We start from the raw sequence: 12,645 nt of genomic DNA on the forward strand, positions 1-12,645 counted from the left end.
TTGTCAATGACGAGCTATTTCTTACTAAAAAAACCTTCTATGCGAAGTGCTATACCAGGTGTTGTGGTGTAACTGTCATCTTTTGACCACTCTAAAAATGGTTCGACTTCGAAATATAACCATTTTTGTAAAGCATTAAATCGATAGCGATAACTTAACGTATATTTATCAGTGAAAAATCCATATTCACCATTGCGCTCCCCTTCAACTTGCAAGCCAGTGACTGAAGCTGTGTTTTTATCTAATTGATTTAAATAATAAAAGCCATGCTTCCAACGAATGCCGCTAAACGATTGAGAACCACGAATACTGTAATTTATTCTATACTGAGACTTTTCATCATGCTGGTAATTATATTCAAGAAATAATTTTGCGCCTAGACCATCATCTAAGAAATAATAGGTTGAAGGTTCGACTTTAACACCATGCTTTTCATTGAATGTATATAAGTGGCGTTGGCGTACTTTTGCAAAAATATCTCCACCAGAAATACCGATCCGAGTGTCTATTAAGCTGTCACTCTCTTTTTCAACAACATAACGCAGTGCTGCAGCGAAGCTTTCATCATTGATTTCAGGACGAGTACCTATTCCATCTAGTGGCAGTTGACTATCTTCAACATCATCTTCATCTGAAAGGATCAAACTCATCTTGTCTTTAAAATGTGGTAATTTTACTTTTAATCTAAAGCGAGAATCGAATTCAGCTAAATTACGTGCTTTGGGTATCCAACCAAAACGTATTTTCGCTGTTGCTTTAGGTTCAATTTGTTGGCTATCAATATCGGTAAAAAAACTATCGAACCAAGTCGCTGATTGATAAACAGAGTTAGCGATAGTGTCGTGTACTTCTTGACTCCAATGTTCTTGCTCAAGTGTGTTTATAACAGGCCTTTTTGGCTGTTTGGAAGGTTTTTCTATTTGTCTTTCACTGTCCATGTTTTGATCTTGTGCAGCATTACTCTGAAAAGTAATGAATGTAACGCTGATCAACAAGAAGCAACTCAGGTAAACAAGGTGCTTTTTCTGCAAAGTTTGTCCTATCGCATTATTTTATCTATCAAAGGATGATTTTTCATATTAAAACTTTATAATGAATCCATTATAAATAATAGGGGTTTATCATGGGAAATATGGGTATTTGGCAATTATTAATTGTTGCGGTTATTATTGTTTTGTTATTCGGCACAAAAAAATTACGTAATTTGGGTGGTGACTTAGGTTCAGCCGTGAAAGGTTTTAAAAATGCGATGACTGATAGCGCCGCTAAAAAAGAAGAAGAAACCTCAGAAAACATTGTTGATAAGTCTACCATGGCTGACGAGAACGTTAAAAAAACTGATGAGAAAGTGACGACAAAAGAAAAAGATCAGGCGTAATTTATGTTTGATATTGGCTTTTGGGAACTTTCATTGATTGTGATAATTGGTTTAATCGTTTTAGGGCCGGAACGTTTACCCGTTGCTATTAGAACCGTACGAGGTTGGATAAGTGGTGTACGTAAGTTCAGTGACAGCGTAAAAACTGAGCTTACTGAAGAATTACGTATTCAAGAGCTGCATGCTAATTTAAAAAAAGCAGAACAAGCAGATATGAAAAACTTATCGCCTGAAATTGCAGAGTCTTTAAAAACGTTACAAGAAGCCGCTGAAATGGTTAATCGTCCTTATCAATTGGATAAAAATAAAGAACCTGAAAATAGTTCTCCAGAAAATACTGTGCCAGAAAACATCGAAAAGAATGATCAGGTAATAAAAGAGACAGAAGTCACTGCTAACCTTTCATCTTTATCTTCATTAGCAAATAAAAAGTAATACGCATGAACTCTTCAGCAAGTAGCTACACTTTATTTGATCATTTACTCGAATTACGCAGCCGACTATTAAACGTTGTGGTGGGAGTATTGGTTGTCTTTTTAGGTTTATTCTATTTCGCTAATGAAATTTATGAATATGTTTCTAAACCCTTAATGGAAACTTTACCAGAAGGTGGACAAATGATCGCAACAGATGTTGCTTCATCGTTCTTTGCTCCTTTTAAATTGACCATGGTACTGTCTATTTTTATTGCTATGCCTTTTATTCTTTATCAAATTTGGGCTTTTATTGCCCCTGGACTATATAAGAATGAAAAACGCTTAGTTATCCCGCTGATGTTTGGCAGTACTTTGTTATTCTATGGTGGGATTGCTTTTGTGTATTATGTCGTTTTTCCGATAATATTTGCTTTTTTTACCTCTGTAGCCCCAGAAGGGGTAAATATTGCTACCGACATTACCAGTTACCTAGATTTTGTTCTAAAATTATTTTTTGCCTTCGGTATCGTTTTTGAAATACCCATTGTTATTATTCTACTGTGTTGGACGGGTTTTACGGATCCCGACAGCCTAAAGGCAAAAAGGCCCTATGTGGTTGTTGGTGCTTTTGTGGTCGGTATGTTATTAACACCACCTGATATTATTTCGCAAACTTTGCTGGCCGTACCTATGTTGTTATTGTTTGAATTAGGTGTATTTATAGCTGCGATATATCAGAAAAAAAACGACTCAGAAGAAACTTAGTTTGATGAAATTGGATAGCTAATGATAGATATTGGCGTTAATTTAACAAATGCGCGTTTTGACAAAGACCGTGATGCCTTAATTGTGCGCGCTAAGTCTGCGGGAATTAAGGCTATGTTGGTAACAGGAACAAATATTTCTGAAAGCCATAAAGCGGCGTTATTATCTGAACAGTATCCTGATTATCTCTATTCTACAGCCGGCGTTCACCCACACGATGCTGACAATGTTAGTGACACCTACCTAGAAGAAATTAGGGCCTTAGCCGAAAATAAAGCCGTAAAAGCGATTGGTGAATGTGGCTTAGACTTTAACCGTAATTTTTCTGCTCCCAAGCAACAAGAAAAAGTATTTGCTGAGCAAATTTCTTTAGCAGCAGAGCTTCAGCTTCCCCTTTTTCTTCATCAGCGCGATGCTTTTTCTGCATGGTTTCAATTACTCTCGCCTTATCTAAACTCTGTTCCCGCGATGGTATCTCATTGTTTTACTGGCAATGGCGATGAATTAGATCAATGCTTATCGGCAGGCATGTATATAGGCATTACCGGTTGGGTATGTGACGAACGTCGTGGAAAGTCATTACAAGCGCTTATTCCATCGATCCCTCTCAGTCGTTTAATGATTGAAACAGATGCGCCATATTTGACGCCTAGAACCATTAGACCTAAACCAAAAAGTAGCCGAAATGAACCAAGTTACCTACCTCATGTTATAGAAAAAGTTGCTGAATTGTACCAATGCAGTATTGACGAGATTATTAAGGTCAGTAGTGAAAATGCTCGAAAAGTTTTCAACTTAGGCGAGCAAAAATGATCACACGACTTAATCGCTTAATGGCACCTCTTTTTATCATCCCCCTTCTATCTGTAGTGTTAGCTTTGATAAACGTCGCGTTGCAGTTCTCATGGATAGCTTTATCGATATTTATACTGACATTTATCACGTTGTTGCTAAGCCTCCAACAGAAAAAGCAAGTCACAAATCATGTTCTCGATAGTGCTGAAAATCAGCCTATGGAAGAACACGACGAATTAGAAGGTAAAGTACAAGAACGTACTTTAGAACTCAATATAGCATTGCAAGAACTTGAAGAAATGAATAAAGAGCTTCAAGAAAAAAATACCCTTGATGACCTAACTGGTTTATATAATCGCCGTTTTTATGATCAAAAAATTCTTGCTGAATATCGACGAAGTCGCCGTAATTTAACCCCGTTAAGTTTAGTGGTTATTGATATAGATCATTTCAAAAAAGTAAATGATAAATATGGTCATTTAGCGGGTGACGAATGTTTAGTGGCTGTTTCTACTTGTATCAAAGAGTGTTTACGACGCAGTGCAGATATTAGCTGTCGTTATGGTGGCGAAGAGTTTTGCTTAATATTACCCGAAACCGACAGCAAAGGTGCGCTAGCGCTTGCTGAGGAATTAAGAGAAAGTATTGCTAATTGTCAAATTAACTACAATAACAGCACCATAAAGTTAACCATTAGTTGTGGTATTAGCACCTATTTACAACAAAAAAATGTACAGCTAGAACACTTATTTGCAGCGGCGGATAAGGCTTTGTATCAAGCTAAACATAATGGTCGCAATCAAGTAAAGCAACAAGGTTTTGCAGAAATACATTCAACGTAAATTTTTGTTAATCAACACACTTATTTAACTATTTAGGAATATGGCTATGAGTAATGCCTTTGGACAATTTCCCGCCCGTCGAATGCGCCGAATGCGCCGCGATGACTTTTCGCGTCGTTTGATGTCAGAAAACCAATTAACGGTTAATGATCTCATTTATCCAGTTTTTGTACTTGAGGGTGAAAATCAGCGCGAAACCATTGACTCTATGCCTGGCGTTGAACGTAAAAGCATTGATTTATTATTGGAAGAGGCACAAGAGTTAGTTGATTTAGGTATACCAGCCATTGCTATTTTCCCTGTCACCCCTGCTAATAAAAAGTCATTGATGGCTGAAGAAGCTTATAACCCTGAGGGATTAGCTCAACGAACTGTTCGTGCTTTAAAAGCTAAGTTTCCGGAATTAGGGGTAATAACCGATGTTGCTCTTGACCCATTCACGACGCATGGCCAAGACGGTATTCTTGGTGAAAAGGGTAAAGATGAAGGTTATGTATTAAATGATATTACTAAAGAAATTTTAGTAAAGCAGGCGTTATCACACGCACAAGCCGGGGCCGATGTTGTTGCTCCTTCAGATATGATGGACGGCCGTGTAGGTGCTATTCGTGAAGAGTTAGAAAATAAAGGTTTTGTAAATACGCGTATTTTGGCTTATTCAGCGAAGTATGCCTCTAACTATTATGGTCCTTTTCGTGATGCCGTTGGTTCTGCCAGTAATATTCAAGGGGGCAATAAGTATTCATATCAAATGGACCCTGCAAACAGCGACGAAGCTTTACATGAAGTGGCTCAAGATATTGCCGAAGGTGCTGATATGGTGATGGTAAAACCGGGTATGCCTTATTTAGATATTGTCCGTCGTGTAAAAGATACCTTTCAAGTACCAACATATGCTTATCAAGTGAGTGGTGAATATGCCATGCATATGGCCGCTATTCAAAACGGTTGGTTAGCTGAAAAACCTTGTGTCATGGAAGGATTATTAGCCTTTAAACGCGCAGGAGCAGATGGTATTTTAACTTATTTTGCCAAGAAAGTTGCTTACTGGTTGAAAGAACAATAATTCTTTGAGTAAAAATATATAGGCAAACGACTTGTTCTAATGGCTAAGTCCTTTAGCTGATAGAATAAGTCGTCTTATTTTTATCAAATCGAGCATTAATGCCCAGCTACAAACAGTCATTATTTTCACTTCATAGCGCGGTCTTTCTTTTTGCTATATCGGGTCTTTTTGCCAAATGGCTTAATATGCCCGCTAGTCATATTGTTTTTGGTCGTGCGGTCTTTGCTGCAGTGGCTATTGCCCTCTTTGTTTTATTCATTAAAAAGCAGTCATTAAAAGTAGAAAACTCATTACTGCTTCCGCTCGCCTTTACCGGATTAGTGCTCGCTTTTCATTGGGGGAGTTTTTTTTATGCTATTCAAGTATCGAGTGTTGCAATAGGTCTGATCACTTTTGCAAGCTTCCCTGTTTTTGTTAGTTTTTTAGAACCTTTGTTTTTCAAGGAAAAATTCCATTATCAGGCGCTAATACAAGCCTTATTGACTATTGTCGGTATCTTATTTATTTTACCATTGGGTCACTTAAGTGTTGGCGATATTAATGGCGTTATATGGGGAATGGCATCAGCACTTAGCTTTGCTCTGCTAACATTATTGAACCGAAAATTTGTTGCTAAAATATCGGCTAAAAAAGTTGCGTTTTATCAGAATGGCTCGGCAACAATCTGCTTATTACCTTTAATGTTTTTGTATCCGATCACCATATCCTTACAGCAGTTATCTGTTTTAATTATTTTAGGCGTCGTTTTTACCGCTGTTGCTCACACATTATTTAATCATTCATTAAAAGTTGTTAAAGCGCAAACAGCAAGTATTGCGGTAAGTTTAGAGCCTATATATGGTTCAATAGCAGCGTATTATCTTTTAGAAGAAAAAATAACGTTAATGATGGTCATTGGCGGAGGAATAGTAATTCTTACTAATGTTTGGGCAACTAGAACTAATCGTTAAGACTTATCGAGTGTTTCACAAAATATATTCAGCGATACGTTCACCTGTTTTAAATGAACGCTTTCTTGTAGAAGTTCGTCAGCAATAAGTGGATGTTGTGCAAGCCATGTTGTTGGCAAACATAAATTAATAATTTCACCCTCTTTATTTTTAATAATAGTTGTCTGATACTCGGGTAATGCATCATCTTTACGGCGTCGACAAAGAATAATGGCTAAGCGTAATATCACCAAAAGATATATCGCTTGTTGAAAGCTAACCCCTGTTTGACTCCTCAGCAGTTCAAGATCAATCTCACCTTTATGCAACAAGACTAAGGCGACTAATAACTGCCGTTCAACTTGATCAAAACCGGGTAAATCAGCATTCTTTAATATATAAGCACCATGTTGTTGATGCTGTTTAAAAGCTAATAACAACCCAATCTCATGTAAGTCACTTGCCGCATTTAACATAGCTAAGCTGTTATTCTCGTCTAATTCCCAAAAAACTTTATAGGTGTGAAACAAGCTTGTCGCTTGTTTTTTTATGCGTTTGGCGTGTTGGCTATCAATATGAAATTTCTCAGTAAGAGAATTAATGGTGTTTTGCCTGATATCGACGTCAGTATTTTCAGGGAGCATGCTATAAAGAAGACCTTCACGAAGCGCGCCACTTGATAGTTGAATTTTTTCAATGGAAAAACTTTCAACAAGTGCTATTAATATAGCGACACCACTGGCTATTACAGGGGAACGATCCCGGGTAAGCCCATCAATTTTAATCTTACTCATCGTTTTACATTCAATTAATTGTTGTTGAATCGTTTGTAAAAAAAGTAAGTCAATTCCGGTTGTTTTATGGCTGTGCTGTTGAATTTCAGTAAGCGCTTGCATCGTACCAGAGCCACTTAATACTAACTTCCAGCCCGTGTTTTTAAAAGGTGTAATGAAAGGCGCAATCGTTTTTTTTGCAGCAGAAATAGCGTGTGAAAAATTTTTAGTAGATAACCTATCATCAGAGAAGTAGCGGTTATTAAAGGTGACACAACCGATATTTAAGCTTTCAACTTGTTTGGTAATAAAACCGTCACCTAAAATAAGTTCAGTGCTTGCTCCACCAATATCAATAACAAAGCGTTGTTTAGCACCAAAGCTGGTATGTGCGACACCTAAATAAATATTCTCAGCTTCTTGTTTGCCACTGAGTAAGTTTATTTTATGGCCTAAGATTTTATTCGCTTGTGATAAAAAATTATCGCGATTTGCAGCAAGACGTAATGTTGCTGTAGCAACGATACGAATATTTTCTTGGGGAATATCTTGTAGGCGTTCAGCAAAGAAGCTTAAGCATTCAAGTCCGCGAGCAATAGCGGTTTCGCTAAGTTGATTATGTGAATTTAAACCGGAGGCTAAACGTACTTTCCGCTTAACTTTGTCGACTACCTGAATACTGTTGGCCAGTTGTCGGGTGATCAGCATATGAAAGCTGTTTGAACCTAAGTCGATCACCGCATAAAGAGGCGTTGAAATCTCAGTATGGGTGACCGTCATTTTATGCTAGTACCGACGCTGGTTGTTACCACCGGATCTACCACGATTTTGCCCACCATTTTGAGGCTTATGGCGACGAGGACGAGGCTTAGGGGTAGGAAAGTCAGTTAATAAAGCATCTGGATTATATTTACTTACCGGTAAGGCATGTTCAATATAAGTTTCGATAGGAGGCAAGTTAAAAACATAACCTTCACACGCAAAACTAATAGCGTGTCCAGTTGCGCCTGCGCGGCCAGTTCTGCCTATACGATGAACATAATCTTCACAATCATCAGGTAAATCATAATTAAAGACATGACTAACACTAGGAATATGTAAACCACGGGCAGCAACATCAGTCGCAACAAGAATGTCTAATTCTCCAGCACTGAATTGCTCAAGAATTTTTAAACGTTTCTTTTGTGGTACATCGCCAGTTAATAAACCAACGCGGATTTTGTCTATTTCTAAATGAGAATACACCTTTTCACAAACATGTTTGGTATTGGCAAAGATGATTGCTTTTTCAGGCCATTCTTCTTCAATTAATGTTTGTAATAATGCCATTTTATCTTCGTTGGAAGGATAAAATAATTCTTCAGAAATACGAGTGTTTGTTTTTTGTTCTGGCGCAATTTCAACACTTTCTGGCTCATTCATGTGTTCAAATGCAAGTTCTTTAACACGAAAAGATAAAGTTGCTGAGAACAACATACTTAAACGTGCTGTTGCAGCAGGCATGCGATTAAACATATATCGTATGTCTTTAATGAAACCTAAATCAAACATGCGATCGGCTTCATCAAGCACAACAACTTCAATGTTATTAAGGTTATAAATGCCTTGCTTCATGTAATCGAGTAAACGACCACAGGTACCAATTAGAATGTCAACGCCAGCTTCAAGCTCTAAACGTTGGCTTTCATAGCCTTCACCACCATACACTACGCCTAAACGTAATCCGGTGCTTTTTGCCATCTCTTTCGCATCACGATGAATTTGTACGGCTAATTCACGTGTTGGTGCCATGATCAAAGCACGGGGTTGATTATGCTTAGGATCTGGTTTTTGTAATAAGTGATGAAAGGTTGCAGCTAAAAAGGCGATTGTTTTACCTTCGCCTGTTTGTGCTTGGCCTGCAATATCAGTACCTTTCAATAAAATGGGCAAAGATTGCTCTTGTATTGAAGTGCAATACTCAAAGCCCATGGCGTCAAGACCGGCGACAACTTTTGTGTCGAGGTTAAGTTCTGAGAACTTAGTTTCAGTTAAGTGTGTTTTATTCATGCGCACAGCTTAACAGGTTATATAGTTAATAAAAAACGGTATTGAGCAAATGTATTCATAAATAATAAATTAATGTTACAAATAGCGAACAGTTATAAGATCAAAGTTGGTAATTCATTATGATGGCGTTATAATCGTCAGCAATTGGCAAAATGCCACACTTTAACGGAGATAGACATGAGCGATAAAATTGTTCAGTTAACAGATGACAGTTTCGATACTGACGTAATTACCGCCTCAGGCCTTATATTAGTAGACTTTTGGGCTGAGTGGTGTGGTCCTTGTAAAATGATTGCACCTTTATTAAATGACATAGCAGAAGAATATGCTGGTCAAGTAACTGTTGGTAAATTAAATATTGACCAAAACTCTACTACACCACCTAAATACGGTATTCGTGGTATTCCTACGTTATTATTATTTAAAGATGGTGTTGTCGCTGATACTAAAGTTGGCGCATTATCTAAAACTCAATTAAAAGAGTTTATTGATAACAATTTATAAGTTAGATAAAAAGGTTCGTATTTACGAACCTTTTTTGTATATTTACGTTAATAATTAAGAAGAAAGCCAATAGATCAAATTTTGATCCTTTACCTGATTAAAATTTAGTGCTAAATTTAGCTTTCTAATGAACTACATTTCAAACCAAACTCCAATTTCAATGATGCCAACAGGCAAACTCACTTCAACATAAATAGTTAAAGAACCCCACTATGAACCTGATCGAACTTAAAGAAAAACCAATAAGCGAACTTGTTGAGCTTGCCACATCCATGAAGCTTGATAATTTAGGCCGAAACCGTAAACAAGACATTATTTTTGCAATATTAAATGCCCACGCAGAAGGTGATAATGACATTTTCGGTGGCGGTGTTTTAGAAATTTTACAAGACGGCTTTGGTTTTTTACGTTCTTCAGATTCTTCATATTTGGCAGGACCTGATGATATTTATGTTTCACCGAGTCAAATTCGCCGTTTTAGTATGCGCACCGGTGATACTATTCATGGAAAAATCCGTCCACCTAAAAAAGGTGAGCGTTACTTTGCCCTATTAAAAGTCGCTGAAGTTAATTTTGACAAGCCTGAAAATGTTCGCAATAAAATATTATTTGAAAACTTAACCCCTATTCATCCTGATGAGCGTTTGATCATGGAGCGTGGTAATGGTTCAACTGAAGATATTACCGCACGTGTTTTAGATTTAGCTTCTCCAATTGGTAAAGGGCAACGTGGTTTAATTGTTGCTCCGCCAAAAGCCGGTAAAACATTATTACTACAAAACATTGCGCAAAGTATTGCTCATAACCACCCTGATGCAGAGTTGATGGTTTTACTTATCGATGAACGTCCGGAAGAAGTAACAGAGATGCAGCGCTTGGTAAAAGGTGAAGTTATTGCATCAACCTTTGACGAACCCGCTAATCGTCATGTACAAGTAGCTGAAATGGTTATTGAGAAAGCGAAACGTTTAGTAGAACATAAAAAGGATGTTGTTATTTTACTTGATTCAATTACACGTTTAGCTCGAGCTTATAATACTGTTATTCCATCATCAGGTAAGATCCTAACGGGTGGTGTTGATGCTAATGCTTTACATCGTCCAAAACGTTTTTTTGGTGCAGCACGTAATATTGAACACGGTGGCAGCTTAACGATTATCGCAACCGCGCTAGTAGAAACAGGTTCTAAAATGGACGAAGTTATTTACGAAGAATTTAAAGGTACCGGTAACATGGAATTACACCTTTCTCGTAAAGTGTCTGAAAAACGTGTTTTCCCTGCTATCAACATTAACCGCAGTGGTACGCGTCGCGAAGAATTGATCACTAAACCTGCAGAATTACAAAAAATGTGGATTTTACGTAAAATTGTTCATGAAATGGATGAAGTTGGGGCTATTGAATTTCTTATTGATAAATTAGCGATGACTAAAACGAATAACGAATTTTTTGATTCTATGAAACGTAAATAGTTTATTGGTCGCTCATTCACATTCGTGTGATTGCGACATACCGTACATCCTGTACATAAACGCCAGCGTTAGCAATAACTTCTGGCGTTTTTGCTTAGAAAATCAAGCCAAATTATTAAGCGGGTAAGTGATTAAAGTTTATGAAATATAGTGACTTAAGAGACTTTATAAAACAGTTAGAAAAAGTAGGCCAGCTCAAACGTATTTCTCAACCTATTTCTACTGATTTAACCATGACCGAAATCAGCGACCGTACTCTACGTGCTGAAGGTCCAGCATTATTATTTGAAAATCCTGTCGATAAAAACGGTGTACCACATGGTATGCCCGTTTTAACCAATTTATTTGGTACACCTGATCGTGTCGCACTTGCCATGGGGCAGCCTGATGTGCATGCACTGCGTGACGTTGGTAAACTACTGGCAATGTTGAAAGAGCCTGAGCCCCCTAAAGGTTTTCGTGACGCAATTAGTAAAATTCCGGTCTATAAGCAAGTACTTAACATGCCGGTAAAAATGATTAAAAAACCGTTGTGCCAACAAGAGATCATTTCGGGCGATGACGTTGATTTAACAAAATTACCTATTCAAAAATGTTGGCCAGGAGATGTGGCACCATTAATTACTTGGGGTTTAACAGTTACACGTGGTCCTCATAAAGAACGTCAAAATTTAGGTATTTATCGTCAGCAATTAATCAGTAAAAATAAAATTATTATGCGTTGGTTATCACATCGTGGTGGTGCATTAGATTTTCAAGAATTTAAACAAACAAATCCAGGTGAAAAATATCCTATATCTGTTGCTTTAGGTGCTGACCCCGCGACTATATTAGGTGCGGTAACGCCTGTGCCTGATACTTTGTCAGAGTATGCTTTTGCGGGTTTATTACGCGGCGCAAAAACCGAAGTAGCTAAATGTATTAGCAATGATTTAGAAGTGCCTGCCACTGCTGAGATTATTTTAGAGGGCTATTTAGACCCCACAGAAGTAGCTCCAGAAGGACCATACGGCGATCACACCGGTTATTATAACGAAGTTGACAACTTCCCAGTAATGACAGTAACGCATATTACACATCGCAAAGATCCTATTTATCACAGTACTTATACGGGACGTCCGCCTGATGAGCCTGCAATTCTAGGCGTGGCATTGAACGAAGTTTTTGTCCCTATTTTGCAAAAACAATTTCCTGAAATTCAAGATTTTTATCTACCACCAGAGGGTTGTTCGTATCGCTTAGCCATTGTCACAATTAAAAAGCAATATGCGGGGCATGCAAAACGGGTAATGATGGGGGTTTGGTCATTTTTACGCCAATTTATGTATACTAAGTTCGTGATTGTTTGTGATGATGATATTAATGCGCGTGATTGGAAAGATGTAATTTGGGCAATGACCACACGAATGGATCCAAGTCGTGATACGGTATTAATTGAAAATACGCCAATCGACTATTTAGATTTTGCATCACCGGTTTCTGGCTTAGGCTCAAAAATGGGACTGGATGCAACAAACAAATGGCCAGGTGAAACAAATCGTGAATGGGGTGAGCCTATTGTGATGACCGAAAAAATTAAAACTGATGTTGATAATATTTGGGATGAACTCAATATTTTTCCAACCTCTGATGAAAAAAATTAATAACGGCTACCTT

13 protein-coding genes are annotated in these 12,645 nt (G+C 37.7%); 10 read left to right on the plus strand and 3 right to left on the minus strand.

The window, feature by feature from the left end; genetic code table 11:
- Nucleotides 1-14: 14 nt before the first annotated feature.
- The gene (locus tag H4J39_RS06240) at nt 15-1,031 is read right to left on the minus strand and encodes a hypothetical protein (protein ID WP_182226569.1); all 1,017 of its coding nucleotides are present in this window, start codon (nt 1,029-1,031) and stop codon (nt 15-17) included.
- 92 nt (nt 1,032-1,123) lie between these two features.
- On the opposite strand from H4J39_RS06240, the gene tatA reads away from it, so the two are divergent.
- The 7 genes from tatA to H4J39_RS06275 all read left to right on the plus strand — a co-directional run bounded on the left by tatA (nt 1,124) and on the right by H4J39_RS06275 (nt 6,212).
- Nucleotides 1,124-1,378 (plus strand): Sec-independent protein translocase subunit TatA, encoded by a 255-nt coding sequence (tatA, locus tag H4J39_RS06245; RefSeq protein WP_182226571.1) that lies wholly within the window; start codon nt 1,124-1,126, stop codon nt 1,376-1,378.
- Between the two features lie 3 nt (nt 1,379-1,381).
- Nucleotides 1,382-1,813: a Sec-independent protein translocase protein TatB gene (tatB, locus tag H4J39_RS06250; RefSeq protein WP_182226573.1), complete on the plus strand. Its 432-nt coding sequence runs from the start codon at nt 1,382-1,384 to the stop codon at nt 1,811-1,813.
- 5 nt (nt 1,814-1,818) lie between these two features.
- Entirely contained in the window at nt 1,819-2,559 is a 741-nt protein-coding gene (gene tatC, locus H4J39_RS06255; protein ID WP_182226575.1) for a twin-arginine translocase subunit TatC, read from the plus strand.
- Nucleotides 2,560-2,580: 21 nt separating this feature from the next.
- Entirely contained in the window at nt 2,581-3,372 is a 792-nt protein-coding gene (locus tag H4J39_RS06260) for a TatD family hydrolase (RefSeq protein WP_182226577.1), read from the plus strand.
- Nucleotides 3,369-4,196, plus strand: a complete 828-nt coding sequence (locus H4J39_RS06265; RefSeq protein WP_259368772.1) for a GGDEF domain-containing protein — start codon at nt 3,369-3,371, stop codon at nt 4,194-4,196. The genes H4J39_RS06260 and H4J39_RS06265 overlap by 4 nt, the downstream gene beginning before the upstream one ends.
- 46 nt (nt 4,197-4,242) lie before the next feature.
- Nucleotides 4,243-5,262, plus strand: a complete 1,020-nt coding sequence (gene hemB / locus H4J39_RS06270; protein WP_182226579.1) for a porphobilinogen synthase — start codon at nt 4,243-4,245, stop codon at nt 5,260-5,262.
- A 98-nt stretch (nt 5,263-5,360) separates the two neighbouring features.
- Nucleotides 5,361-6,212, plus strand: a complete 852-nt coding sequence (locus tag H4J39_RS06275; protein WP_182226580.1) for a DMT family transporter — start codon at nt 5,361-5,363, stop codon at nt 6,210-6,212.
- On the opposite strand, the gene H4J39_RS06280 is transcribed toward H4J39_RS06275, so the two are convergent.
- Together H4J39_RS06280 and rhlB are read right to left on the minus strand one after the other, a co-directional pair.
- On the minus strand, nt 6,209-7,744 hold the full coding sequence (locus H4J39_RS06280) for a guanosine-5'-triphosphate,3'-diphosphate pyrophosphatase (protein ID WP_182226582.1): 1,536 nt from the start codon (nt 7,742-7,744) through the stop codon (nt 6,209-6,211). The genes H4J39_RS06275 and H4J39_RS06280 overlap by 4 nt on opposite strands.
- Before the next feature lie 6 nt (nt 7,745-7,750).
- A complete protein-coding gene (gene rhlB, locus H4J39_RS06285; protein WP_182178663.1) occupies nt 7,751-9,013 on the minus strand; it encodes an ATP-dependent RNA helicase RhlB in 1,263 nt (420 codons plus the stop codon).
- A gap of 177 nt (nt 9,014-9,190) precedes the next feature.
- Here rhlB and trxA point away from each other — a divergent pair, with 177 nt between their 5' ends.
- The 3 genes from trxA (at nt 9,191) to ubiD (ending at nt 12,632) form a co-directional block, all read left to right on the plus strand.
- Nucleotides 9,191-9,517 carry a thioredoxin TrxA gene (gene trxA, locus H4J39_RS06290; protein ID WP_182226584.1) on the plus strand — a complete coding sequence of 109 codons (327 nt, stop codon included), beginning with the start codon at nt 9,191-9,193 and terminating at the stop codon, nt 9,515-9,517.
- 212 nt (nt 9,518-9,729) lie between these two features.
- Nucleotides 9,730-10,989: a transcription termination factor Rho gene (gene rho, locus H4J39_RS06295; RefSeq protein ID WP_182178659.1), complete on the plus strand. Its 1,260-nt coding sequence runs from the start codon at nt 9,730-9,732 to the stop codon at nt 10,987-10,989.
- A 140-nt stretch (nt 10,990-11,129) separates the two neighbouring features.
- Entirely contained in the window at nt 11,130-12,632 is a 1,503-nt protein-coding gene (ubiD, locus tag H4J39_RS06300; protein WP_182226586.1) for a 4-hydroxy-3-polyprenylbenzoate decarboxylase, read from the plus strand.
- Nucleotides 12,633-12,645 lie beyond the last annotated feature (13 nt).

Origin of the sequence: Colwellia sp. Bg11-12, from assembly GCF_014076955.1 — a bacterium.
Classification (GTDB): Bacteria; Pseudomonadota; Gammaproteobacteria; order Enterobacterales; family Alteromonadaceae; genus Colwellia_A.

Coding starts and splice junctions, on each gene's coding strand:
- tatA (WP_182226571.1), top strand. CDS start 1,124: ATGGGAAATATGGGTATTTGGCAATTATTAATTGTTGCGGTTATTATT.
- tatB (WP_182226573.1), top strand. CDS start 1,382: ATGTTTGATATTGGCTTTTGGGAACTTTCATTGATTGTGATAATTGGT.
- tatC (WP_182226575.1), top strand. CDS start 1,819: ATGAACTCTTCAGCAAGTAGCTACACTTTATTTGATCATTTACTCGAA.
- H4J39_RS06260 (WP_182226577.1), top strand. CDS start 2,581: ATGATAGATATTGGCGTTAATTTAACAAATGCGCGTTTTGACAAAGAC.
- H4J39_RS06265 (WP_259368772.1), top strand. CDS start 3,369: ATGATCACACGACTTAATCGCTTAATGGCACCTCTTTTTATCATCCCC.
- hemB (WP_182226579.1), top strand. CDS start 4,243: ATGAGTAATGCCTTTGGACAATTTCCCGCCCGTCGAATGCGCCGAATG.
- H4J39_RS06275 (WP_182226580.1), top strand. CDS start 5,361: ATGCCCAGCTACAAACAGTCATTATTTTCACTTCATAGCGCGGTCTTT.
- H4J39_RS06280 (WP_182226582.1), bottom strand. CDS start 7,744: ATGACGGTCACCCATACTGAGATTTCAACGCCTCTTTATGCGGTGATC.
- rhlB (WP_182178663.1), bottom strand. CDS start 9,013: ATGAATAAAACACACTTAACTGAAACTAAGTTCTCAGAACTTAACCTC.
- trxA (WP_182226584.1), top strand. CDS start 9,191: ATGAGCGATAAAATTGTTCAGTTAACAGATGACAGTTTCGATACTGAC.
- rho (WP_182178659.1), top strand. CDS start 9,730: ATGAACCTGATCGAACTTAAAGAAAAACCAATAAGCGAACTTGTTGAG.
- ubiD (WP_182226586.1), top strand. CDS start 11,130: ATGAAATATAGTGACTTAAGAGACTTTATAAAACAGTTAGAAAAAGTA.